Annotated in this window: 23 protein-coding genes; 10 read left to right on the top strand and 13 right to left on the bottom strand. The window is 49.8% G+C overall.

Annotated elements, in window-relative coordinates; translation table 11 throughout:
- Positions 1-51: 51 nt before the first annotated feature.
- The 9 genes from E5358_RS00105 to E5358_RS00065 all read right to left on the bottom strand — a co-directional run bounded on the left by E5358_RS00105 (position 52) and on the right by E5358_RS00065 (position 10458).
- A complete protein-coding gene (locus E5358_RS00105; protein ID WP_135938344.1) occupies positions 52-1494 on the bottom strand; it encodes a DUF6080 domain-containing protein in 1443 nt (480 codons plus the stop codon).
- Positions 1487-2617: a glycosyltransferase gene (locus tag E5358_RS00100; protein ID WP_135938343.1), complete on the bottom strand. Its 1131-nt coding sequence runs from the start codon at positions 2615-2617 to the stop codon at positions 1487-1489. Before E5358_RS00100 ends, E5358_RS00105 begins: the two co-directional genes overlap by 8 nt.
- A gap of 111 nt (positions 2618-2728) precedes the next feature.
- Positions 2729-4171: a beta-Ala-His dipeptidase gene (gene pepD, locus E5358_RS00095; protein WP_135938342.1), complete on the bottom strand. Its 1443-nt coding sequence runs from the start codon at positions 4169-4171 to the stop codon at positions 2729-2731.
- 78 nt (positions 4172-4249) lie between these two features.
- Entirely contained in the window at positions 4250-5308 is a 1059-nt protein-coding gene (locus E5358_RS00090) for a glycosyltransferase (protein WP_135938341.1), read from the bottom strand.
- A 36-nt stretch (positions 5309-5344) separates the two neighbouring features.
- Positions 5345-6784 (bottom strand): lipopolysaccharide biosynthesis protein, encoded by a 1440-nt coding sequence (locus tag E5358_RS00085; protein ID WP_135938340.1) that lies wholly within the window; start codon positions 6782-6784, stop codon positions 5345-5347.
- A gap of 10 nt (positions 6785-6794) precedes the next feature.
- Positions 6795-7859, bottom strand: coding sequence for a hemolysin activation protein (locus E5358_RS00080; RefSeq protein ID WP_135938339.1), 1065 nt, complete (start codon positions 7857-7859; stop codon positions 6795-6797).
- Positions 7860-7911: 52 nt separating this feature from the next.
- Entirely contained in the window at positions 7912-8718 is an 807-nt protein-coding gene (locus E5358_RS00075) for a LicD family protein (protein ID WP_135938338.1), read from the bottom strand.
- On the bottom strand, positions 8711-9739 hold the full coding sequence (locus E5358_RS00070; RefSeq protein ID WP_135938337.1) for an NAD-dependent epimerase/dehydratase family protein: 1029 nt from the start codon (positions 9737-9739) through the stop codon (positions 8711-8713). The genes E5358_RS00075 and E5358_RS00070 overlap by 8 nt, the downstream gene beginning before the upstream one ends.
- On the bottom strand, positions 9736-10458 hold the full coding sequence (locus E5358_RS00065) for an IspD/TarI family cytidylyltransferase (protein ID WP_135938336.1): 723 nt from the start codon (positions 10456-10458) through the stop codon (positions 9736-9738). The genes E5358_RS00070 and E5358_RS00065 overlap by 4 nt, the downstream gene beginning before the upstream one ends.
- Before the next feature lie 245 nt (positions 10459-10703).
- On the opposite strand from E5358_RS00065, the gene E5358_RS14980 reads away from it, so the two are divergent.
- Positions 10704-10874, top strand: a complete 171-nt coding sequence (locus E5358_RS14980) for a hypothetical protein (RefSeq protein ID WP_168354540.1) — start codon at positions 10704-10706, stop codon at positions 10872-10874.
- 241 nt (positions 10875-11115) lie between these two features.
- Here E5358_RS14980 and E5358_RS00060 read toward each other — a convergent pair whose 3' ends face one another.
- Together E5358_RS00060 and ispD are read right to left on the bottom strand one after the other, a co-directional pair.
- Positions 11116-12039, bottom strand: coding sequence for an AlbA family DNA-binding domain-containing protein (locus E5358_RS00060; protein ID WP_135938335.1), 924 nt, complete (start codon positions 12037-12039; stop codon positions 11116-11118).
- A 73-nt stretch (positions 12040-12112) separates the two neighbouring features.
- Positions 12113-12808 carry a 2-C-methyl-D-erythritol 4-phosphate cytidylyltransferase gene (ispD, locus tag E5358_RS00055; RefSeq protein ID WP_135938334.1) on the bottom strand — a complete coding sequence of 232 codons (696 nt, stop codon included), beginning with the start codon at positions 12806-12808 and terminating at the stop codon, positions 12113-12115.
- A 144-nt stretch (positions 12809-12952) separates the two neighbouring features.
- On the opposite strand from ispD, the gene E5358_RS00050 reads away from it, so the two are divergent.
- The 8 genes from E5358_RS00050 to E5358_RS00015 all read left to right on the top strand — a co-directional run bounded on the left by E5358_RS00050 (position 12953) and on the right by E5358_RS00015 (position 22727).
- Positions 12953-14125: a GDP-L-fucose synthase family protein gene (locus tag E5358_RS00050; protein ID WP_135938333.1), complete on the top strand. Its 1173-nt coding sequence runs from the start codon at positions 12953-12955 to the stop codon at positions 14123-14125.
- A gap of 41 nt (positions 14126-14166) precedes the next feature.
- Positions 14167-15261 carry a GDP-mannose 4,6-dehydratase gene (gmd, locus tag E5358_RS00045; protein WP_135938332.1) on the top strand — a complete coding sequence of 365 codons (1095 nt, stop codon included), beginning with the start codon at positions 14167-14169 and terminating at the stop codon, positions 15259-15261.
- A 187-nt stretch (positions 15262-15448) separates the two neighbouring features.
- Positions 15449-15712, top strand: a complete 264-nt coding sequence (locus E5358_RS00040; RefSeq protein WP_135938331.1) for a hypothetical protein — start codon at positions 15449-15451, stop codon at positions 15710-15712.
- Entirely contained in the window at positions 15709-15987 is a 279-nt protein-coding gene (locus tag E5358_RS00035) for a Txe/YoeB family addiction module toxin (RefSeq protein WP_135938330.1), read from the top strand. Before E5358_RS00040 ends, E5358_RS00035 begins: the two co-directional genes overlap by 4 nt.
- 329 nt (positions 15988-16316) lie before the next feature.
- Entirely contained in the window at positions 16317-20093 is a 3777-nt protein-coding gene (gene purL / locus E5358_RS00030) for a phosphoribosylformylglycinamidine synthase (RefSeq protein ID WP_135938329.1), read from the top strand.
- A gap of 156 nt (positions 20094-20249) precedes the next feature.
- Positions 20250-20840 carry a chromate transporter gene (locus E5358_RS00025; protein WP_135938328.1) on the top strand — a complete coding sequence of 197 codons (591 nt, stop codon included), beginning with the start codon at positions 20250-20252 and terminating at the stop codon, positions 20838-20840.
- A gap of 58 nt (positions 20841-20898) precedes the next feature.
- Positions 20899-21471 carry a chromate transporter gene (locus tag E5358_RS00020; RefSeq protein WP_135938327.1) on the top strand — a complete coding sequence of 191 codons (573 nt, stop codon included), beginning with the start codon at positions 20899-20901 and terminating at the stop codon, positions 21469-21471.
- A gap of 92 nt (positions 21472-21563) precedes the next feature.
- Positions 21564-22727: an FprA family A-type flavoprotein gene (locus tag E5358_RS00015; RefSeq protein WP_135938326.1), complete on the top strand. Its 1164-nt coding sequence runs from the start codon at positions 21564-21566 to the stop codon at positions 22725-22727.
- 247 nt (positions 22728-22974) lie between these two features.
- On the opposite strand, the gene E5358_RS00010 is transcribed toward E5358_RS00015, so the two are convergent.
- Positions 22975-23811 (bottom strand): OmpA/MotB family protein, encoded by an 837-nt coding sequence (locus tag E5358_RS00010; protein ID WP_172181948.1) that lies wholly within the window; start codon positions 23809-23811, stop codon positions 22975-22977.
- A gap of 176 nt (positions 23812-23987) precedes the next feature.
- Here E5358_RS00010 and E5358_RS00005 point away from each other — a divergent pair, with 176 nt between their 5' ends.
- Complete coding sequence (locus E5358_RS00005) at positions 23988-24653, top strand: isochorismatase family protein (protein ID WP_277821101.1); 666 nt, start codon at positions 23988-23990, stop codon at positions 24651-24653.
- Positions 24654-24718: 65 nt separating this feature from the next.
- Here E5358_RS00005 and E5358_RS14975 read toward each other — a convergent pair whose 3' ends face one another.
- A complete protein-coding gene (locus tag E5358_RS14975; RefSeq protein ID WP_168354539.1) occupies positions 24719-24874 on the bottom strand; it encodes a hypothetical protein in 156 nt (51 codons plus the stop codon).
- Positions 24875-25504 lie beyond the last annotated feature (630 nt).

Here is a 25504-nt window from a genome sequence, read left to right as displayed (position 1 = left end):
CGGTAGCGTCAGTATTGTCATTTCTGACAGTACTGTCAATATTGTCAGCAATTACAAGAAATAAAGATACTGCGTTAGCAACGCCGTGTTCCATATCCACAGGTACACCGCCACTATGGCGAGTGCCACTGTGAGCCGTTTGCGCCACGCTCCCGACATCGCTTTCAGTACGAAAGCCATTGCTATCGGCAGCACAAAGAGATAGTGGGCAGACATGATGAACACCTCGTTGATGCCAAATCCGAGTCCTATGTGCAGTGCCATGTCCATGAGGAAGAACGACATCGCCGTCCACATGAAGCGCGAGCGTCTGCCGAACCATATTCCTGCAAGGAACATGGCGACAAGGAACGCTTCCACGATGTAGTTGCCCCAGTTGCGGTAATGCACTATCACGGGGCGGTTGACAAGGACATCCTTCAGCAGATAATCCTCATGCAGCATGATTCCCTCTCCGAAAAGCGACTCTATTGCGACATCCGTGCGCGAGGTGCTGATGTCCGTCCACCGCATGAACTCTCCCTGCGCCATCGGTTTGCCGGTATGCTTGTAGGCCGCGCTCATGGTCTTCCGCCGCTCTCTTTTCTTCTCTATCCCGGCCTTTACGCTGTCCATGACGACAGCCACGGCAGCACTGTCCTTGGTCTTTATTGTGTCCATGACGTGTTGGCGTATGCGGTCGAGCTGCCTTTTCTGCATCATCTCCTTCCTCGCCTTGCGCTGCACCTCCTTCGGCCAGACAAACTCCTTGTAGCTCCAGCGTGCGCTTCCCCAGATGAGAGCCGACGGCAGAAGCACCGCAACGATGAGGTAGCCCGGGCGGAAGAAGCGTCTTCCACGTGTCACAAGTGCCGCAAGGAAGATTTTCAGACCGTTGTTAAGCGATATTCCTGCCGTGAAGAAGAACATCAGAACAGTCTGCCACCAGTTCAAAGCCCTGCCCCTCTGCAGCTTGAGTCCGCAGAGATAGAGTGTCAGCACAAGGCAGAACATCGACGGACAGAAATGGTCGGGAACGAGAACCGACAGCATGATGTAGGCGAAAGAGAAGGTCAGTGCCGAGAGGACATAGCCTTCGCTGCGCCTTGTGCCGATGATTTCCCAGAAGATTCTGTTCAGGAAGATGTAGGCATAGAAGGCACAAAACACGAGTATGCACGCCGTGATGATTATGGCGAAGTTAGTGTTTGTCAGTGCCATAAGCCCTTCATTGAGCTTGCTGAACGGCCAAACGAAATAAGGTAGCAGCGGGTGGCGGTAGATGTTGTAGCCTATTGTCCATTTTGTCAGTACGGAATAGGTTATCGGGTCAAAGCCCGAGACGTGCCAACCCTTGATGAATTTCGCCCAAGTGTTGTTGTCCACGCCCGACAAGGCACTGAAATACCGTGCCACATTGAGGGCGTTCAGTGCTATGAACACAAGCAGTGCGATGATTGCCCCTGTGCGCTCCTCCTTCTGTATTCTGAATATTCCGAATAGTTTCTTAAGCATGTCTGTTGTATATGTTGATGTATTTCTTTGCCACACTTCTTTCGCTGTAGCATGATTCCACTTTTTCTCTTGCCGCTTTGCCAAGGCTTTCCGCATTGTTCTCACAGAGCACGTAGCGTATTCCCTCGGCAAGGTCGGCGGCGTTCCTGTACTCTGCCACGTAGCCGTTGACCTTGTGGTCAATCATCTCAGGTATTCCGCCAACGTTGAAGCCCACACACGGTGTGCCACAAGCCATGGCTTCCATGACGGTGTTTGGCAGATTGTCCTGCAAAGACGGGGTCACGAAGGCGTCGGCACAGGCATACAGTCGTGCCATGTTCTCTGCTCCGCTGATGTAAGGGATGTCCCTGCCCGGTGCGATGGTCACGATGCCGTCGCCGAGGAGCTGCTGCGCCTTGTCCAGATAGCGTATTCCCTTGCGCTCGTCGTTGACGTTCTGCGAGACGAAAAGCACGATTTTCTTGTCCTTTGGCAGACCGAATGCCTCTCGTTCCTTCATCCTGTCGGTGGCAGGGCGGAACAGTAGGGTGTCGATAGGGTTGGGGATGGAGATGATTTCCTGCCCTTTTCCGAGAGGTTTCTGCCGTGCTATGCGTGCCAGCCACTCACTGCAAGTGACGAAAGTGATGTTCTTTCGGGCAAGGATGTCCTGCTTTTTTGCGAACACTCTCTTGTCGAACGGTGCGCCGGGCATAACGCCTTCGGTGTAGTGCCATACACTTTCCAAGGGCCATTCGTCATGCATTGTCCATACGATGCGCTTTCCGCTCTCCGTGATTTTGCGGATTGTGTCGAGGGAAAGGAACCCTTGGTTTATCCAATGGAGGTGGATTATGTCGGCTTCCATAAACTCCCGTGTGGCTGTTATGTCCTGTCCGAAGAGTGCAGGGTCGGTAGTCCACAGGTCTTTTGCGGAGAATCCTTTGGCAATCCATATCGTCAGACGTTCGAAAATGGAACTCCATGACTGTTTCCGCAATGCTTTCGGTCCACGGGAGATGTTCTTCCGGCAGAGCATTGTGGCAGAGACACCGTTGTGGTTCAGAGCGTTGAGCAGTCTGTTGGCTGCTATCGCCGCCCCTCCGGTGTGCTCGAATGTGCTGAGGATAAGGACTTTCATTGGGTTGGGATTGTGGGTTATTGGGTTGAGGGTTGTGGGGGAATCATGATGCAACATGGTTTATCATGATACATCATGATGAAACTTATTATCTGAAACCGCCGAAATAGCCTACATTCTTGCCAGCATTTCGATGACAACACGCCGTATATTGTCCACTGTGGAGAGCTGAACTCTCTCGCTTGTGCTATGCGGTTCAAGGATGCGAGATCCTATGCTTGCAATGTGTATGCCGGGGAATTTCTGCACGAAGTAGCCCGCTTCAAGGACGAAGTGCATCGCTGTCTTCTTCAGTTCGAAGCCAAGGACATCGCGGAACGTGTCGCAAGCAAGCATGATAAGCTCGCTGTTGCTGTCTTCCTGCCATGCCGGAGCGTTCATGACGGTGTCGACTGTCGCGCCACTGATGACGAAAATGCGTCTGATTTGATCTGCAAGCTGTTCCATTTTATTATCATCGAAGCTCCGGGTGTGGGTTGTGATGTCGAAGGTCGTGGCGGTTTGCCTTACAGTGCCTATGTTGTTGCTTGTCAATGGAGTGCCTTCTATTGAAGGGTGCATCTCGATTGGTCCGACAGGAATACCGTTAAGGCAGGCGAGAAGAAGATGAGTGCCCTCCTCGCTGACGATTGTGCTGTGCCATACAGACGGCTCACAATTCACCGAAATGCCGGCATCCGTGCCTCCGAACTGCTGTTTTACAGCCTCGTGACACTGGCTTGTCAGGGTCTCGAAAGCCACGGTCTTGTCCTTCGGAAGTACGATTTTCGCCTCGGCATTGCCGGGAATAGAGGCTGCAGCTGTGCCACCGTTGAAGCTGACAAGATACAGTTTGATGTCCAGTTGGCGTATAGCCACCAGAAGAAGATTGGCAAGAACCTTGATGGCGTTTGCCCTTCCGCGAGTTATGTCCACACCACTGTGACCGCCTTTTCCGCCTTTCACTGTCACGGTGTATGTCACATAGCCGTCAGGTTTCTGTATTTTCTTGAACGGAAGATGTGCGGTCTGTATGAACGCTCCTGCCGCTCCGACAGTGATTTCGTCATACGCTTCCGAGTCAAGGTTAAGCACCCGTCTGCCACGTATGAAGTCTTGGGACAGCGAAGCCGCACCGCTCATGCCGTCCTCCTCGTTGGTTGTCGTCAGCACCTCTAACGCTGGATGTTTCAAAGAGTCGTCGGCGAGTATGGAGAGTGCTATTGCAAGTCCCATACCGTTATCTGCTCCGAGTGACGTACCTTTGGCACGCATCCATTTCTCTCCGTCGATTTCTATGGTTTCAGGTGTGATTCCGTCTTTCAGAGGGTTAAAATCTAAGCCCTCATCTGCCACGCAAACCATGTCCATGTGGTTCAGAATGATTACTGGCTCATGGTCCTCATAGCCGGGAGAGGCAGGCTTTTCGATGACAACACAGTTCTCTTTGTCCCTCCGCCAATGCAGTCCGTGGCTGTCAGCGAACGCGCATAGGAAGTCCGCCACCTTGCTTTCGTGGTGCGAAGGGCGAGGGATGGTGCATAGGGTGTTGAATATGTCGTAGTGTGAGTTCATTGGTTTTGGTTGTTTTTGTAGGCAGTACTGACAGTAATGTCAATATTGTCAATACTGACGTTATTGTCAAAATTGTCACTATTTCTCGAATTTCCTTAGCGCATTCGCCACGATATGCGCGCAGTTGGCTATGTTGTAAGTCGATTCTGCAAGGCTTCTTGCGCGCTTGCCCATGAGGGAAGCCTCCTCCGGATTGTCGGAAATGCGGCGTATGGCGTTAACCCAACACTCTGTGTCTCCGTAGTCTACGGTTATGCCGCATCCTTCTTCCTCCGCGTCGAAAGGCTGATTAGGGTTCTTGGAGATAACCACCGGCATACCGAAAGCGAGTGCTTCGACAAGTGTTGTGAGCCCCACCGTGTAGTTTGTCTCCTTGCAACAGATGCAGACACACTTATGCGGGAGAATCCTTTCCGCAAGTTCCGGAATCCACATCGTACGGTTTATGGTCACGGAAACATTCTCCGGAATGCTCGCAACACTAAGCATCTCCTCGTAATTTGTGCCGCAACAGTCGGCAGCCGTTATCAGGTCAAGGTGTTGGTCACTGCATTTCGCAAAGGCAGCAAGCAATGTCGGCATGTCACGGCGTTCCTTTCCTGTGGAGATAAAGTCCTTTCTTTCGCAGGTATGTGCTGCCATAAGCCGGTCGTAATAAACAAGGTCGGCTCCCCATGGGCATTGCTCCGCCTTGTCCCTTGTGACCTTTCCCGTTGCCAAAGATACCTCAAGAAGATGGTCACTGAAGAAGAACATGTGGTCTATACCTTTGTAAAAGAGTCGTGAAACCATGTTCTTCAGCCATCCTTTCGACAGGACAACCGGCTGATGGTGCCACAGCACAATCGGTTTGCGGTAAAGACCCAGGGCACGAAGGAATATGAGCAGTTCGAGACCATTATACTTTGTGGCATACACAGCGTCAAACCTCTCCTTGCAGAAGATGACCTTCGCGGCGTTTCTCAGTGCCGAAACGATGCGGCGGCTGCCGGGCTTCGAATGCTTGTGCATGACCACACCGATGCCTTCGTCCGGAAGATGCGTCGCACCATACAGAAGATGAGCGGGGAATCTCCCGGCTTTCCACTCGCGGTAGATGTAGTTAAGGTCCTGTGTATGATAGAAATATACGGTCACGATACTCTTTGTTTGTCTTTTTGTCTTTATTGTTTCTTATTTCTTTTTGCGCAAAAACGCCATGCACTCCCTCATGTCCTTTCTGCTGAAAAGCCATACAAAGGCGAGATAAATGACAACCGCAATCGCGATTTTCGCCACGAGAAGCATATAAATATTGCCCATTCCATCGGTAATTTTGTGGGCTAACGCCATTGCCATTCCTGCCATGGCGGCAAAAGGAAGTATGTCCCTGACAGCCTGCAAAGCACCGAATCCAATCTCACGCCATACGAAATAATGCCAGATTGCCGTCCAAATGATGATTACAGCGACATACGCCCTGACCATATCTGTCACATCTCCGCCAAGGAAATGTATGGCAAGGATTGTGGAAAGCATGACAATGCCCTGGCAGATGATGTTCCACATGTAGATGTTTGACTTTCCTCGGGAAATCACCATATTATAATATAGCGCGGAAATCGGCAGGAATGCGCCTCCGATGCACAGTGTCTGCATGAGGTAAGCCGAAGGAAGCCACTTCTCCGTGATAAGGATTGTGATGAACTCCGGTGCCACAAGGGCAAGCCCGAAGCACACCGGAAAGGACACGATGCACGTGAAACGCAACATCTTTGAGAATGCTCTGCACAACCGTTCCCTGTCGTCGCCAATCTCGACAAAGGCAGGTTGCGCCACGCCCTGCACCATTCCGGTGATGACGGATGTGCCCATGGTGTTCCATTTGTTGGCCTGATTGTAGATGCCCACCTCGCTTTTCGAGTACATTTTGCCGAGAACGACGGCGAAAATGTTGTTGTTCACCTGCTGAAAGATGTTTGTCAGGAGCATACGGCTTGAGAATCCGAACATCTCGCGGACAGGCTGCATCGTTATTTCAAGCGAAGGACGCCAGCCGGAGATTACCCAACTCATAGCGGAAACCATCAGTGTGTAGACGAAACTCTGTGTGGCAAGTCCCCAATACGCTATCCCTGCGAATGCCATCGACACTCCCACGACGCCCGAAACGAGGAGGGAGACGGTGGAGATGATTGCGAGTTCCTTCTGCCGCAACTGTTTGAAGAGCATCGCCCTTGGCACAATGGAGAACGAGGCGGCAAGGAAGCACAGGCTGTAGTACCGGAACAGCGGTGTCAGCAGCGGCTCATCGTAGAACCGTGAGAGCAAAGGAGCACCGAGGAAGAACAAGTAATAGAGTCCTATGCTCACTCCTATGTTGAACCAAAACACAGAGTTATAATCGCGGTGCGTGGCGTTCTTGCGGTTGGTCAGTGCCGTGACGAACCCGCTGTCCTGCAGAGCGGCGGCTATGGAGGTGAAAATCACCATCATGCCTATCAGTCCGTAGTCCTCTTTGGACAGGAGCCTGCCGAGCACGACGCCGAAAATCATGTTGAGAATCTGCATCGCACCGTTGTTCATCGCTCCCCAGAGGAAGCCTTTTGCGGTCTTTTCTTTAAGGGTCGCCATCGGCTTTTTCTTATCTGAAAGTCTTCTTTATGCGGTTGTTTGCTGAGGAGATTATGGTACGGAAATTGCCTTTGCAGAGGTTCAGCCATAATTCTTCGAGAGAATATTGCACCTTGCGCCATGGGTTGTCCCACGCGTTCCGCAGGTACCAACGCTGCTGATAGCCCGGATGTTCGACAACCTCGGCAGGGTGGGAGAGCGGAAACTGCAATTCGTGGCGTGCCATTGTGAACTGCCGGCGCAGGCGTTTCGGCTGCAAATCAAGCTGTGTGGCGTAGTGCGTCCCTCCTTCAAGACCGATGTTGTTGATAAGGTTCACGGACGGCATTATGGCAAGTCCGTCGTTGAGGGTCATGTACGCCCAGAAGATTGTCTCGTAGTAAGGGATGCCTGTCGTGCTGTGCTGCAGGCAGAGAGGGAGCATTTCGCTGCGCTGACGGTGGAGTTTAGCCTTTTCTTTCAGCTTCTCGAATTGCGTCTTGTCATGCACAAAACCATATTCGCCGTCAAGATTCCTTATCACTCTTGCCCACGATGCCCAGCCCCAAATGGAGAAAGCGCGTGTGAAAAAGTAGTCGGGAACGGTGCCGTTGACTGCCTTCAGATGCTTCCGTGAATCCTCGTCGGTGTTGAAACCTGCGATCATTGTCACCCGAGGGTCATCCTCGTACTTGTCAAGCATCTCCTTGCAGAACGTGAAGAATGACAGGCTCGGCACATCGTCGTCCTCAAGGACAATGCACTTGTCCGTCAGCGAGAACGCCCATTGCTGCGAAAGGAACTCGCTCGGGTCACATCCGAGGTTCTTCTCTTGATAGTTTCTGTGCACCTCACAGTCCCAGTCTATCATCGTGTCGTCCACCATACGGCGGCATTCCTCTATGCCCTGCCAATCCTTTGAAAGGCGGATGTCCGTCACAGGTGTGCCGTCCTTTGCAACAAGGCGTGTCCCGTCCTGAAAGAGGAACAGGCGTTTCGGGCGCGCTTTCCTGACCTCCGCCCACACTTTCCCGAAATGGTCGGGACGCGCATGGAAGAGCATCAGTACCGATATGTCAACGAGTGCCGGTTTCATGTTGTGGTCTTTTGGGTTTGAAATGTAGTCTTTTGTCCTCAGTTCCGCATGGTCATTTTCCGGAAAGAGTCTCGAGGAAGAACACGGCGTGTCCCTTTCTATTGTCCTCAGGCGGCAACTTCATGTAGTCCTTGTACAGGTCTTTGAGGTAAGCGTCCGGGTTTGCAGGGGCGAGAAACTCCTTTCCCTCGAAGGAAATCGTCTTCACGGGGAAGATGGAATTACGGCGGTGCATGATGCCATAGCCGTTGTCGGAGATACGGTTGCCGAAATATGTGTCATGTTTCAGCAGCATGTTTGCCGCTTTCCACATTATATTATAATAAACCCTCTTCGCTCCGAACCAAAACAACTCTGCCACGGCGCGCCATGAATAGACATGCTGTTGGCGCAGAATGCCGTTTGCGCGGCAGTAGCCACGGCACACTCGCTTGCAGAAACTGCGTGAGATGCTTGGGTAGGAGTGCATCGGGAAGATGTCCACAAACAGCCCTTTGCAGTACTGACGGCTGAAATCATCACCGTATTCCACGACGAAAGAGTCGCGGTCGCGCACCTTTATCGTAGGCAGACGGCATGACGGGTCGGTCTCCATGGTCTGGAGGAACAGTCCTTTCGGCAGCTCTTTCCGTGCCACCTCGGCAAAGCGCGGGATGTCTTCCGTGCGCATTGCGATGTCGATGTCATCATCCCAAGGTATGAATCCCTTATGGCGGACAGCACCGAGGCACGTCCCTCCGTCAAGCCAGTAGTCTATTTTGTGGCGGACGCAGATGTCGTGTATCGCGCAAAGTATGGCAAGTTCCTTCCTGTGCACTGCCGGAAGATGCCTTTTGTTGTATTCTTCGAGTTCAGTCATTCTTCAAAATGTGTATCGTCCGCGCCACGGCATCCTTCATTGTGTACATGGGAGTGAAGCCCGAATTGCGGAGCCTTTCGGTGTCAAGTATGGCGTTCATCGCCACGGAGAACCCTTTCCGCTCGCTTTCGGAAGGAAGGTCAAAGACAACCTCCCTGCCGCATAGCTCGGCACAAAGTCCTGCAAAATCCCTCAGATGGACATTGCAGTTGTCGTTGGCGATGTTGTATGCCGTGCCGTTCGTGCCGTTCAGCATGATGTGGAGCATTGCTGCGACAGCATCGGCGGTGTAAGTGTAGGAGAAAAACTGCTTGCCCTCCGATTTCAGCACAATGTCCTCACCTGCGAGAGCCTTCTTTATGAACTGCGAAGAAGCTTTGCTGTCAGACATCAGCATTGTCGGTCCGAAGACACGGCTGAGGCGCACAATCTTAACGTTCACGCCATATTCCGCGCCATACGACTGGCACAGAGCTTCGCAGGAACGCTTTGATTCCGAGTAGCCGGCACGGCTTGTGGCGAGATTCAGCACACCGGTGTAGTCCTCGGTGAACACATCGTTGCCTCGTGCGTTGCCATAAACCTCCACAGTGCTTGGGTAGAGCACCGTCGCGCCACACCTCCGTGCGAGTTCGAGAGCATGTTCCGCACCTTTAAGGTTGATGAGCATCGTCTCCACAGGGTATTGTGAGTAGGCGAGAGGGTGGGTGTTGCTCGCAAGAGGGATGACGTAATCGGCGGTGATGTCTTCCGGAAAAGGCAGCATGACGTCCTGTTCAAGGAAAGAAAAGAGTGGGGAAGAGAAATATTCTCCCAACCTTTCGGCTGCCCTTTCACGGTTTCTTCCCACGGCAATGATGCTCACATTGCCGAGAGCCATAAGCGCATCGATGAGGTGGACGCCAAGCAGTCCCGTCGCACCGGTGACGATGATGCGCTTCCCTTGCAGCCTTTCAATGCCTTTTACGCTGAGGACATTGCGGATGTCCTCCATGTATTGCGGATGTTTCTTGTTAATCATTTCAGCCAGTTGTCCTTTCCTTTTGTCAGATAACCCTTGAAAAGTTCGAGGTCATCCTTGGTTGTCAGTTTTATGTTCTTGTCAGAACCCTTTGCAAAATGCAGCCTTACGCCCAGTTCTACCATCATTGTGTTGGTGTAATGTGAGCCGTAAATGCCAATCTCCTTGGTGAAAGCCTCGCGGTATTTCTCACTGAGAAGGTCATAGTGGTACGCCTGCGGAGTGGAGACACGCCGCAAAGTCTCGCGCGGAATGAACTGTGTCGTTGTCGTTTCTTCATTGCTGTCAACGACGAAAATCTGCTCATTGTACGGCATGGAGGTGACAGCGTTGCCATAAGTGGCGGCTTTCTCTATGACATCCGTCAGCACTGTGTCGTCGATAAGCGGGCGTATGCCGTCGTGGATGACCACGATGTCGTCGGGCGAGCATGTTCCTTCGAGGTGCGCAACACCATTGCGGATGCTCTCCTGCGCACTGTTTCCGCCGGGGACAATCCATTGCAGCTTCGTGATGTTGAACTGGTTGGCGTATGCCTCGACAACCTTTTCCCAGCCGTTGATGCAGACAACGCCTATCGCGTCGATGTCCGGATGCTTCTGGAAGCCCTCGAGAGTGTAGATGAGTACAGGTTTGTCATAGACGTTTATGAACTGTTTGGGGATGTCCTGCCCCATTCTGTTGCCCGAGCCTCCTGCTATGATGATTGCTGTGTTCATTTCTTTTCGTTATGGAATATGCTTGTTCTTTTCCGCCCTCCGTTACTGTGTAACGGCATGCGTAGTGCAAAAGTACTGAAATTTTCCTGACTATGCAAATGTGGAGTGCTTTTTGCTTGAAAAACATGGTGATTTGTTGTGATTTTGTAGGAATATAATGCCACAATCAAAATCTTTGCTATCAAAGCTTGTTTGTAAAATTATTTATTACCTTTGCGGTATGCAACATTAAAACATTATATATTATGGCATTACCAATAAAAGCAATACCCACTCTGTATGGTGAGGAAGCACGTCGGTTTCGCTTGCGTGCTGAGGCTGCGGAGAGGAGGTACAAAGAGCGCGGAGGTTATGACGCGACAAAGGGCCCACGCTATATAATGATGCGTGAAATCCTAAGAAAAGCGAAGATGTGATGAGTGGAACAGGACGTATTAATGTCTTGACGGATTTAAGTGAGTGGTGTTTGTTTTGGTTTAATGTATCCTGTTGATTTTCAAGTAAATGTAAATCGTAAAACAAAAGGTAACACTTTGTGTCTCAAAAGGTTACCTTTTACCATGCGAAAGGTTACTTTCCACTCGGCAAAGTGTTACCTTTCGTTGTGTCTGGTCATGCGTGCTGTATATCCATTAGCCATTGAGAAGCAAGTTGGTGCTATTTAATGACTTCCCAGTGACCACCTCTATCACCTCCATGGCGAACGATAATGCCGTCAACCTTCATTCTGTTGATATGCTTTTGTATGGCACTTTGAGCTATACCGACTGTTTCCGGATACTCCGGATATTCAAGGCGGTTGTCAGCAGTCTTGCGCCAGCCCTTCTTCGTGTTGCGGCGGACAAAGTCCAGACCGGCTTGAAGCAAAGTCACAAGACTTCCACTGTACTCTTCATCATCCAGTGCATCCATCACTCCGTGAGCTTTGTCAAGTCCGTTCCAGCGAGTACAAAACAAACGGGAATTACGCACAGGTGAATAGTCGGCAAGGAGTGCACCGGCATTGGTCAGTTCGCCTTTTTCGTTAATGATGCCAAATGATTCGTAGTCACTGTCTTCAAAAGACCGATTGGTGCGTTTGAAGTAAGTGGCACGCAGCACCGTGAATGCCATATCCTCAAATTTCCATCGGGACACCAAACTGTCATACGACATGTTGCAGCCTTTAAGTACAAGTTGCTTGTGTTTTGACATGCTTGCCACCACACTTTCGTTACCCACACGAACGAAAGCCTGCATCTGTCCATCACCAATATAGTAATGAGGTGTCTGAGTACCAGGCATCACAGCCAGCACGATAAAATTCTTGTTGTCCACTTCTGCAAAAGACAAATCGAACTCTGGTATAGGGTCAAGGTGTGACTTGACAGTCTCGCTTATTTTCTCAGCATCACCCTTGGCGTCAGAAAGGCCTACTAACGTGTCGTCATCGGCAATGCCCCAAATGAGTCTGCCGCCTGTGCCATTGGCAAAGGCGCTAACACTCTTGCACCAGCTCTTCGGCTTCTTGACCTCCAAGGCTTGCTTTTTGTCGTATTCTGTTGTCTCGCCTATCAGCCGGCGTATATCTGACTTGCCCATATTCTTCTGATTACGTTGCTTTTTTCAGTGGCAACCATTGCCTAATACTCTTCTGTTGCTTTTGCTAAGCCTGTCACCGTGTTCTGCCAAGGATATGCTCCTCCACTGTTTTCAGGTCATCGCGGTAAGTCACTTTGATGTTCATCGGGTCGCCCTCGACTACGAAAATGGGGGTGTCGGGCAGGTAGCGGAACACCACGGAACAGTCGTCCGTCGGCATGAAGTCCGGGTCCTGCAGGGCAAGCTCAAAGGCACGGCGGATGGTTCCGCAGCGGAAGCCCTGCGGTGTCTGCACGTTGCGGAGGCTGTTGCGTGAGGGTATGCGCACTATTCTGCCGTCGGGTGCTGTCTCGATGATAGTGTCCGTCGTCGGAACTGCCACATCCACAGCCTCATACCTGTCAAGGGCGTCAAGGCAGTCGTTGATGATTCGCTGCGTCACCAGCGGGCGCACGCAGTCGTGCAAGAGCAGGCGGTCATCGTTGTTACGGCATGTGCTTATGGCAGCAAGTGACGAATGGTAACGTTCCTTGCCGCCACAGAGGACATGCTTCACCTTTGAGTAGCCGTTGTTGGAGACCATTTCCTTCACCTCTTCGAGATAATCCTCGCGTGAGACGATGGCTATCTCATCGATGCGCGGATTGATGTGGAACGCCTCGATTGTATGCTCTATAATCATTTTCCCCGCCACACGGAGGAACTGTTTCGGTTTGTCGCCGCCGACACGCGAACCGCTGCCGCCGGCAAGGATTACTGCAATATTCATAGATATATGATAAAAATATGTGCAAAATTATTGTTTTTTTTTGAAATTCTAAGATTATTATAATATTTTTGCTATCTTTGCAGTGATTTTTAGACTTAAACTATATATAGAAAGAGGTTTACAAACAAAAAGAGAATTAGGATAATGAAACTGAGAAAAGACAGCAAAATCTATGTTGCTGGCCATCGTGGTTTGGTTGGTTCCGCCATTTGGAACAATTTGAAAGCCCGTGGCTATGACAATCTTGTGGGACGTACCCACAAGGAGCTTGACCTCACTGACCAGGTTGCCGTGCGCGCTTTTTTTGACGAGGAGCGTCCCGATGCGGTAGTCCTTGCGGCTGCTTTCGTGGGCGGAATTATGGCTAACTCGCTGTATCGTGCCGACTTCATGATGATGAACATGAAGATGCAGTGCAACGTCATCAGTGAGGCGTATGCCCACGGTGTGCAGAAGCTCTTGTTCCTCGGAAGCACATGTATCTATCCGAAGAACGCTCCGCAGCCGATGAAGGAGGATTGCCTCCTCACTTCCGAACTGGAGTACACCAATGAGGAGTACGCCATTGCGAAGATTGCAGGTTTGAAGATGTGCGAATCGTACAACTTGCAGTATGGCACGGACTACATCGCCGTGATGCCTACCAACCTTTACGGTCCGAATGACAACTTCCACCTTGAGAACTCCCACGTGATGCCTGCCATGATGCGCAAGATTTACCTTGCGAAACTCATCCATGAGGGCGATTGGGATGCACTGCGCAAGGACATGGACATCCGTCCCGTGGAGGGCGTCGACGGCAAGGCAAGCAATGAGGAGATAGAGAAAGTGCTGGCGAAATACGGCATAGAGAACAACCGTGTGACACTGTGGGGCACAGGCACTCCGCTCCGCGAGTTCCTTTGGAGTGAGGACATGGCGGACGCTTCCGTGCATTGCCTGCTCAATGTGGAGTTCAAGGACATTATCGGCATAGAGAAATATTCCAGTGTTCACTATGGCGCGAGCACCGACGGAGCCGTTGACCGCAACCATTCCGCAGGGCGTGGCGGTGCCATTCCTTCACTCGGTGAGATAAGGAACTGCCACATCAATGTCGGAACGGGTAAGGAACTGACTATCCGCGAGTTGTCCGAACTTGTGGTGAAGGCAGTAGGTTTTGAGGGAGAAGTATGCTTTGACGCAAGCAAACCAGATGGAACCATGCGCAAACTCATCGATGTCTCCAAGCTCCACTCTCTCGGATGGACACATAAGGTGGAGATTGAGGACGGTGTGCAGAAGCTCTTTGAATGGTACAAGGAGTCCATTTCGTAATAAAATAAAATATTCAAAACAATAAACAACAGAAAGTATCTATGGAAAAGAAAGTAGCATTGATTACGGGTGTGACAGGTCAGGACGGAAGTTATCTTTCAGAGTTCCTCCTCGACAAGGGTTATGAGGTTCACGGTATCATCCGCCGCTCCAGTGTGGACTACCGCGAGCGTATTGCGCACCTCGAAGGAACTCCGCATTTCCACCTCCACTATGCCGACATGACAGACTCCATGTCGCTTGTGAAGCTGGTAGGACTTGTGCGCCCTGATGAAATATACAACCTTGCTGCACAGTCACATGTGCAGGTGAGCTTCGACGCTCCGGAGTTCACTGCCGATGTTGATGCGACAGGTGTGCTCCGTGTGTTGGAAGCTGTGCGCACAAACCATCTGGAGAAGACTTGCAAGATTTATCAGGCTTCCACTTCAGAGCTTTATGGAAAGGTGGAGGAAGTTCCTCAGAATGAGAAGACTCCGTTCCATCCTTACTCTCCTTACGCTGTTGCAAAGCTCTACGGTTTCTGGATTATCAAGGAGTACCGTGAGGCATACGACATGTTCTGCTGCTCAGGCATTCTCTTCAACCATGAATCAGAGCGTCGTGGCGAGACATTCGTGACAAGAAAGATTACTCTTGCTGCCGCACGCATCGCTCAGGGAAAGCAGGACTGCCTCTATCTCGGTAACCTTGACTCCCTCCGCGACTGGGGTTATGCCAAGGATTATGTTGAGTGTATGTGGCTTATCCTCCAGCACGATACACCGGAAGACTTTGTCATCGCTACCGGTGTGCAGCATACAGTCCGCGAGTTCGCTACTCTCGCATTCCACTATGCCGGCATAGAGCTGCGTTGGGAAGGCGAAGGCGTCAACGAGAAGGGTATCGATGTGAAGACAGGAAAGGTCGTTGTCGCTGTCAGCGAGGACTTCTACCGTCCTACAGACGTTGTCAACCTCTGGGGCGACCCTACAAAGGCGAAGAACGAATTGGGATGGAATCCACAGACAACTTCTTTCGAGAAGCTTGTTGAGATAATGGTTGCGCATGACATGCAGAAGGTTGCTGCCGAGCATGTTGCGAGCGTTATGCGCACAAACCTCGCCGAGTATCTTGAGAAAGGCGTTGTGAAATAAGTGTTTTTCGTGGCGATTTAATTGATAATCCGCCAATTATTGCAATAAAAAGCAGCGGCATGCCTTCATTGGAAGGTGTGCCGCTGTGGCTTAATGCGGGGTGGGGAAAATATTGCTCTGTGATTGTTTTTCTTGTTTTTATTTGCAGGATTGGTAGAAAATGTATATTTTTGCGGTTAAAATTATTATGGAAACAATTATGGAGGCATATAATACATTGACATTGAATGTCCCGGCAAGCAAGATGAAACTGTTGCGCTCCTTGGCAAAGGAGCTTGGATGTACTGTGCAGAAAAGTAAGAAGAGTAAGCTTTCTGTCAGTCCGAGTGGTGACAAATGGTTTGAGAACCAGGAGAATCTTGCTGCTATACGTCGTGGCGAGGAAGACCTTAAGAATGGTCGTTGCCATACAATGACCATGGAGGAAATAAAGGATGCTTTGGGCTTATGACGTATAAACTCGTATTTACTGACCAGGCTCTTGAGGATTTGAAATACTGGAAGCATTCAGGTCAAAAGAAATCACTTAAGAAAATATACACCATCTTTGGTGAACTTGAAAGCCATCCTTATGAAGGGATAGGGCATCCTGAACCTCTGCGTGGCAATCTTACAGGAAAATGGAGCAGGCAGATTGATAAAAAAAACCGTATTGTCTATTCCGTTTGTGATGATATTCTGAATGTTGAGGTCATTACTGCGAAAGGACATTATGGCGATAAATGAATGAAAAGCAGCGGCATGCCTTCAGGTGAAGGTGTGCCGCTGTACATTCAAGATGGAAATGCAACTTTTTGATTGTATACCTCTTTCCTTTCTGGGCAAAAAGGCAAGGAAAGGAATAGGAAATAGCAGTGTACCCCATGTGTACCCCCCCCCCATGAAATTTGGAATCGCTTGTGAAATATAGCACTTTTGCAGCGGTCTTAGTTGAAGCCAGGCATTATGTCTCTATTAAAAAAACTTATATTATAACCTTCTGTTACACATTATTTAAGGAAATGTTGTAACTTTGCGGAAAGTACGGATATTAACAAAATAACATTATAGGAACAATGATTCTCTTTTTCAAGACACCATCACAGAGCATCATCGCAACGCAGATTGACCATCAGCCTGCCGCGGATGAAGTTAAAGAACTTTGCTGGCTTTACAGCAACGCGACACTTCTTGGTGACGCGGAATTGAAGGGCTTCTATGTAGGTCCTCGCCGTGAGATGATTACTCCTTGGAGTACGAATGCCGTTGAGATAACACAGAACATGGGACTCAAGGGCATTTCGCGTATAGAGGAGTATTGGGTTGTTGATAGTGCTGACGCTGAGCATGACCCTATGCTGCAGCGTATGTATGAAGGACTTGACCAGAACATCTTCACCGTTGACATCAAGCCGGAACCAATCAAGCACGTTGAGAACCTTGAGGAATACAACGAGCAGGAAGGTCTCGCACTGTCAAAGGAGGAAATCGAGTATCTCCATAAGGTTGAGGAGGAACTCGGACGCCCTCTCACAGACTCTGAGATATTCGGTTTCGCACAGATTAACTCTGAGCACTGCCGCCACAAAATCTTCGGAGGCACATTCATCATTGATGGGGAGGAGAAGGAATCTTCACTGTTCCAGATGATTAAGAAGACTACAAAGGAGAACCCTAACAAGATTCTCTCGGCATACAAGGACAATGTGGCGTTCAGTGCAGGCCCTGAGATTGAGCAGTTTGCTCCTGCCGACCACTCTCAGCCTGACCTTTACAAGGTTAAGAAGGTGAAATCTGTCATCTCTTTGAAGGCGGAGACTCACAACTTTCCTACCACAGTGGAGCCTTTCAACGGTGCTGCGACAGGTACAGGCGGTGAAATCCGTGACCGTATGGGTGGCGGTGTAGGCTCATGGCCAATCGCAGGAACAGCTGTTTACATGACTTCTTACCCACGCAAAGAGGGCACAAGCCAGGCTTGGGAGAAGATTATGCCTGTCAGAGAATGGCTCTACCAGACACCGGAGCAGATTCTTATCAAGGCATCCAACGGTGCTTCCGACTTCGGAAACAAGTTCGGACAGCCGCTTATCTGTGGTTCTGTGCTTACTTTCGAGCATCAGGAGAATGAGGAACAGTACGCTTATGACAAGGTCATCATGCTTGCCGGCGGTGTAGGCTATGGCGTTGAGCGCGACTGTCTGAAGGGCGAGCCACAGGCAGGCAACAAGGTTGTTGTCATGGGTGGCGAGAACTACCGCATCGGTCTTGGCGGCGGTTCTGTGTCTTCCGTTGAGACTGGACGCTATTCAAGCGGTATCGAGCTTAATGCCGTGCAGCGTGCAAATCCTGAGATGCAGAAGCGTGCGTACAATGTTATCCGTGCTCTTGGTGAGGAAGAGAACAATCCTATTGTGTCTATACACGACCATGGTTCGGCAGGTCATGTCAACTGTCTGTCGGAACTTGTTGAGGAGTGTGGCGGTCTGATTCACATGGACAAGCTCCCTGTGGGCGACAAGACTCTCTCAGCAAAGGAAATCATCGCCAATGAGTCACAGGAACGTATGGGACTTCTCATTGATGAGGCTGCCATTGAGCATGTGCAGAAGATTGCCGACCGCGAGCGTGCACCGATGTACACTGTCGGTGAGACTACCGGTGACCATCGTTTTGCCTTTGAGCAGGCTGACGGCGTGCGTCCGTTCGATCTCTCTGTCGACCAGATGTTCGGCAGCTCGCCTAAGACATTCATGGTTGACAAGACAGTGGAGCGCAAGTATGATGTCGTGACTTACGACCAAACTGGCATCTCTGCACAGTCAACACTGAGTGATACTCTCACAGACTATGTCAAGAATGTACTCCAGCTTGAGGCTGTTGCATGTAAGGATTGGTTGACAAACAAGGTTGACCGCTCCGTCACAGGCCGTGTCGCACGTCAGCAGTGCCAGGGCGAATTGCAGCTTCCACTCTCCGACTGTGGTGCTGTTGCCCTTGACTATCAGGGCGATAAAGGTATAGCAACATCAATAGGTCATGCTCCACAGGCTGCACTTGCCAATCCGGAGGCAGGCTCTGTACTCTCCGTTGCTGAGGCTTTGACCAACCTTGTGTGGGCACCTATGGCAGAAGGAACAGACAGCATTTCACTTTCTGCCAACTGGATGTGGCCTTGCCGTTCACAGGAAGGTGAGGATGCACGCCTCTATAAGGCAGTGAAAGCTCTCTCAGATTTCTGTTGTGACTTGCAGATTAACGTGCCGACAGGCAAGGACTCTTTGTCAATGACACAGAAATATCCTGACGGAAAGAAGGTTATCGCTCCGGGAACGGTGATTGTTTCTGCCGGAGGTGAGGTGAGCGATGTGAGAAAAGTTGTCTCTCCGGTAATCAAGGAGACAGAAGCATCACGCCTTTACTACATAGATTTCTCTTTCGACAGTCTCCAACTTGGCGGTTCTGCCTTTGCGCAGTCACAGGGAAAGGTTGGTTCTGACGTGCCTACGGTGAAGAATCCGGAGTATTTCCGTGACGCTTTCCTCGCTGTGCAAGAGCTTGTGAAAGAAGGACTTGTGCTTGCCGGTCACGACATCTCTGCCGGTGGTCTCATCACAACATTGCTTGAGATGTGCTTCGCAAACACAAAGGGCGGTCTCAATCTTAACCTTGACAAGATTCAGGAGCAGGACATCGTTAAGGTCTTCTTTGCCGAGAATCCCGGTGTTGTCATCCAGGTCAAGGAGTCAGACGCAAACTGTGTGAAGAAAATCCTTGAGGATGCCGGTGTCGGCTATGCTAAAATCGGTGCACCGGTATGGGGCAGCGACCGCAAGATTACTATCACAAAGACCATGAGCAATGCTCAGGTGCCTAACGGAAAGATAGCCGAGCGCGAGATGACTTTCGAGTTCAACATCGATGAACTCCGCGATGTATGGTACAGCACATCATATCTCCTTGACCGTCGCCAGAGCTTTAACGGTAAGGCTGCCGAACGTTTCGTGAACTACAAGAACATTCCTGTCGAGTGGTCTGTAAGCGGTGAATCTCTCACTGTCACTCCTCGTCCGGAAGGAAAGCGCCCGGTTGCAGCCATCATCCGTGAGAAGGGAACCAACTCCGAGCGTGAGATGGCATACTCATTCTACATGGCAGGCTTCGATGTTAAGGATGTTACGATGACCGACCTCATCACAGGTCGTGAGACGCTTGAGGAGGTTAACCTCATCGCATTCTGTGGCGGATTCTCCAATTCCGATGTCCTTGGTTCTGCTAAGGGTTGGGCAGGAGCGTTCCTCTTCAATGCAAAGGCGAAAGAAGCACTGGACAAGTTCTATGCACGCAAGGACACTCTGTCCCTCGGTGTATGTAACGGCTGCCAGCTGATGGTGGAACTCGGGCTGCTGAACAATACCACAGCGTCAACCGATGCACGTGACTATGCACAGATGCTGCACAACGATTCTCACAAGTTCGAGTCTGCATTTGTCACTCTCACCATACCTCAGAACGACTCAGTTATGTTTGGCTCACTCTCAGGAGAGAAGATCGGCTGCTGGGTAGCCCACGGAGAAGGCAAGTTCAGCTTACCTCTCGCTGAGCAGGAGTACAATGTCGTGGCGAAGTACAACCGCTCAGAATATCCTGGAAATCCTAATGGCTCAGACTATAATGTGGCTGCTCTTGCAAGCAAGGACGGACGTCATCTTGCCATTATGCCGCATCCTGAGCGTACGCAGTTCCCTTGGCAGTGCGGATACTATCCTGAGGACCGTCGCCTTACGGACAAGGTGACTCCTTGGCATGAGGCATTTGTCAATGCACGCAAGTGGATTGAGAAAAACTCCTAAACACTGTTTAATGTGCCGGCAGGTTCCGGAGGCATGTCTGAACGCATGAACCGGATTCGGGAAATGCGCGCCGTTATGGCGTGAACATTTGGAGATGTGCTCTCCGGAATCTGCCTTATGATACGATGGTAGCGTAAGATTGTATTAACATACGATATGGCAGAAGGTTATAATCACAAAGAAGATGGCAGTTCGCCACACAGACTTTTCAAGATATTCTTCCGCATCGGGCTTTTTACGTTTGGCGGAGGATATACCATGATACCTGTGATAGAGAAATATGTGGTGGACAGGAACCGTTGGATAGACCGTGAGGAATTCTTGGACTTGATAGCCTTGGCGCAGTCTTGCCCGGGAGTTTTCGCCATTAATATCTCTACATTTATCGGCTATAAGCTGCATAAGACCAACGGGGCGCTATATGCCGCCTTGGGTGCCGCCTTGCCTTCGTTCCTGATAATCCTTGCCATCGCCGCCTATTTCCATCAGTTTCGCAATGTAGAATGGGTGGCTGCATGCTTCAACGGCATACGCCCGGCAGTGGTTGCCCTTATCGCTGCACCTACGTTCAGTCTTGCAAAATCAGCAGGACTGACGCTTGCCAATTGCTGGATTCCGGCAGCTTCTGCCTTGCTGATATGGTTGTTGGGAGTGAACCCGGTATATATAATCATTGCAGCCGGCGTGGGTGGATATGTCTACGGCATGCTTTCAGAAGATGATAACGGATACCAAGACGGGAAATGAGACATAGGACATTCTGCCTGACAGTGTTGCATGGCAGGATGGCAAAAACAATATTACTGTGATATATCTTACATTATTCATAACATTCTTCCAAATCGGACTCTTTGGTTTTGGCGGAGGGTACGGTATGTTGTCTCTTATCCAGAGGGAAGTGGTGATACATCATCATTGGATGAGTTCTGCGGAGTTCACCAATATCGTTGCCGTCTCACAGATGACTCCGGGACCGATAGGCATAAATTCCGCTACATATTGCGGCTACACAGCCGCTCATAACGCCGGGCTTGGTGATGCTATGGCGGTGCTTGGCAGTGTTGTGGCTACTTTTGCATTGGTGCTTCCGTCCTTCGTCCTTATGATTCTTATCTCCAGGATGTTCATGAAATACAAGGATTCCATTACGATACAGTATGTCTTCATGGGACTGCGTCCTGCGGTTGTGGGATTGCTTGCAGCTGCCACACTGATGCTGCTTAGTGCTGATAATTTCTCAACACCGGATAATCCGTGGTATTTCTATGTCTCTATAGCGATTTTCATAGCCTCGTTCATCGGCACTTTCTGGGTGAAGGTCAATCCGATAAAGATGATGCTTATGGCGGCTTTCGCCGGCTTGCTGTTGCTCTGGTAAGGCGATGGTATGTGAAAGGAGGTGGTAAAAGGCTTTGGCAATAAGACTTAACACGAAAGATTAAAGAAACAAACATAAAACAAAACTAAACAATGACAGACATAACATCTAAAATCAAGTATATCGGTGTCGATGACCTCGATATCGATTTGTTTGAAAGCCAGTACGAGGTGCCTAACGGAATGTCGTACAACTCATACGTTATTCTTGATGAGAAAGTTGCCGTCATGGACACTTGCGACGGCAGAAAGGGAGACGAGTGGAAGAAGAACCTGAAGGAGGCTCTCGCCGGGCGCACTCCTGATTATCTCGTGGTGCACCACATGGAGCCAGACCATGCCTCTCTTGTTGCCGATATGGTCGCAGAATATCCTGAGATGCAAGTTGTTGCATCGGATAAAGCATTGAAGATGCTGCCACAGTTCTTTGAGGGCATAGACATTGACGGTCGCTCAGTGGCAGTAAAAGAGGGCGATACGCTTTGCCTCGGTGAGCACACTCTGACATTCTATGCTGCTGCAATGATTCACTGGCCTGAGGTGATTGTGAGCTACGACGATGTCGACAAGGTGCTGTTCTCTGCCGATGCATTCGGCAAATTCGGAGCATTGTCTGCTGATGAAGACTGGGCTTGCGAGGCACGCCGTTACTATTTCAACATTTGCGGTAAGTACGGTGCGCAGGTAAAGCGTCTGCTTGACAAACTCTCCAAGCTGGATGTGAACATCATCTGTCCGCTTCACGGTCCTGTCCTGAGTGAGAATCTTGGCTATTACCTCGGACTCTACAACACATGGGCTGCCTATGAGGTGGAGACAGAAGGAGTCCTCGTGGCTTATGCCTCCATACATGGTGGCACAAAGGCTGCTGCAGAGCGCATGGCGGAGATACTCCGTGAGAGAGGTGCCGGCAAGGTTGCCGTGACCGACCTTTGCCGTGACGACATGGCAGAGGCTGTCGAAGACGCTTTCCGCATGGGAAAGATGGTGGTTGCCGCTGCCTCTTACGACGGGAATGTGTTCCCTCCGATGCACGATTTCCTGCACCACCTGCAGCTTAAAGGCTTCCGCAGCCGCCGTGTTGCCATTATCGAGAATGGCTCATGGGCACCTACAGCAGGCAGGGTGATGGCATGTATGCTTGACAGTATGAAGGACATTGAAATCGTTGAGCCTATGGTGACAATCATTTCTCGCATGAAAGCCGAAGACGAACCTAAGCTGCAGGAACTTGCCGATGCGCTTCTTGCGGAATAGGTCTGGCGGAACAAACGCTGAACAGGCATCTGCATGAAATAACGGGCGGAACCGGTTTTGAGGGATTGTCCCTCCTGCCGGTTTCGCCCTTTTTCTTTTTTTACGTTTGCAAAGTCACAGCCTTTTCAAGCCTTTACGGATTTTATGGTGGCGAAGTGGTGTGCACACAAAAAAGCAACAGCAGACAAGGTTTATCTTGACTGCTGTTGCTTTATGTTCAGATATGTCTGATTATCAACAAGTCCGGTTATTTGTCTTCCGGAGCCTTGTCGATAAGCTCCATGAACTGGTCAAGTTTCGGAGTGATGATAATCTGTGTGCGGCGGTTGCGTTGCTTGTTTGTCTCAGAGCTGTTAGCTACGAGCGGGTTGTACTCGCCACGACCACCGGCTGTAAGACGCTTAGGGTCAACACCGTACTTTGTCTGGAGCTCCATGACCACGCTTGCTGCGCGGAGACAAGAGAGATCCCAGTTGTTACGGATGTTCTCACGTGTGATAGGCACATCGTCAGTGTTACCCTCGATGAGCACGTCGTAGTCCTTGTAGTCAGTGATAATCTTCGCAATCTTTGACAGTGTCTGGCCTGCACGAGCGTTGATTTCGTAAGAACCGCTCTTGTAGAGCATGTTGTCAGCAAGAGAGATGTAGACAACACCCTTCAGCACCTGAACGTCAACCTCTTTCAAGTCCTCCTTGCTCAAAGAGCGTGTAAGGTTGTTTGTGAGGACAAGGTTCAGAGAGTCGCTCTTTGACTTCACCTCGACAAGGTGGCGTATGTACTGGTTTGACTCATTAATCTGGTCAACGAGCTTTGCGATGTTCACACTGTTTGCAGATGTGTTGTCAAGGCTCTTTGCGAGGTTGTCCTGCAAAGTCTTGTTGACACCCTGACACTGTGAAAGCTGGTCCTGCAGAGAGCTGATGCGCGCATTGGCAGCAGCCAAAGCCTCCTTGCTTTCCTGATAGTTAGTTGAGAGCTTGGCATTCTCCGACTTGCAGTTCTCGAGGTCCTTCTTACTTGCACAGCTACCCATGAGAAGTGTGCCGGCAACCAAGGCGATTGCCATTGTTTTCATTTTCATAATGCTTCTTTCTTTTATGTTATTAATGTATTTGGATGCGAAATTACTATTAAGACGTTGAAAAAGGCAAAAAGTTATATCCATTTTAGCATTTTTTGTGGAAAAAACACCATATTATAATTTTTATTTGTAATTTTGTACCGTTTTTTACAAAAACAGTATACAAACAAACAGAAATGAAAAAATTATTATTTTTGATTATGGCAATGATTGTCAGCGCGTCAAACGTCATGGCGCAGAAAACATGTAAGAATGACGCAAAGTGCATGAAGGGTAACAAGATGCTCCTGCTCGTTGACGTACAGTACGACTTCATCAACGGCTCTCTCGCCGTGAACGGTGCTCCGGAATCCATGCAGGCTCTCGCGGATTATATCGCGGCACAGCCGAAAGGGACATACAAGCAGATTGTGATGACAGCCGATTTCCACCCATACAACCATTCTTCATTCAAGCCAAACGGCGGTCTGTGGCCTGCCCACTGTGTGGAGCACACACATGGTGCGGCAATCTTCCAGCCTGTTATCGATGCTGTCCATGCTCATCAGGCTAATGCGCCGGTGCTTACAAAGGGCGATGACGTGAAGGTTGACGAATATTCCATTATGGCAAACAAGGCAAGTGCGGCACGTCTTCAGCAGATTATCAAGGACAACGACATCCAAGTGATAGAGGTGGCGGGGCTCTGCGGCGATTTCTGCGTGGGCAACACCATAAAGGATCTTGTGAAAGCCGGTTATGGCAAGAATATCTGTGTGCTGAAGAAGTATATCGGCAATATTGACGACGGCACCGTCCTCAATGGCATTGTCAAGGACAACAAACTTTGTGTGAAGGAGTAATTTCCTTGGTTTTCATGGAAATCACCATATAGCGTGGCATGGATGCAAAAGGCGTTCATGCCACGTTAGCTTTTGTATGGGTGGCGTGCATTGGATGTGATGCTGTTTGCGGATATGTTGTTTTTTATGGAATCTATTGCTGTTGGTGGCATATTTCCCATGTTAAGTGGTATTTTTTTCTTGTAAAACATGCTTGAGTTTTCTAATTCTGTATTTATCATAATGTGCGGACTCCGTCTTTTTCCATGCTACGTGTCATGCTCCGCCCTACCAATTTTGGCGTTACAGATACCTAAAGGTAACGTTTTCCCCTTCCTGCGGTAGTCTTTCGCACATAAAATCGTCATTGATCATGCCATGAAAGGTAACGGATGGCAGTCATTTTTCTGTGTGGAAAAGTGTTGTAAGATGCTTAACCGATTAATTGTCAGTATGATAACTAAAACGCAAATTCCTGCGTTTTTCCTTTGAATCCATTCCTTAAAAATCTGCATGCAATTCTCATGGTGCGAAAAATCCTTGAGTTTTCTTATTTCCCCTAAAGGAACAGTCTTCCCCCCTCCTTGCCCTTTTCCCCTCTTTTGTCCCGCATTTTCTTCATGCTTCCCCACATCTCCTCATGTTTTCCTCATGTTTACCCTCCATTTCTTCATGCTTTGTCATGCTTTCTCCTGTTTTCTCATGCTGTATCACGTTTTTCCAAGTTCCCCTAAAGAAATCCCCTTTATATAATATATAATAATGTGCACATCTTTATATCTGTTGATTTGAGTCAACGAAAGCGCAAAAGTTGACATTTTCTTGCAAAAAAGATTGTCAAAGTCTTGCGGGAATGCGAAAAAAGCTATACC

This window comes from Palleniella muris (assembly GCF_004792655.1).
GTDB classification, from domain to species: domain Bacteria; phylum Bacteroidota; class Bacteroidia; order Bacteroidales; family Bacteroidaceae; genus Prevotella; species Prevotella muris_A.
The sequence above is the reverse complement of the archived record's forward strand: the minus strand, read 5'-3'. Positions and strand labels throughout refer to the sequence as shown.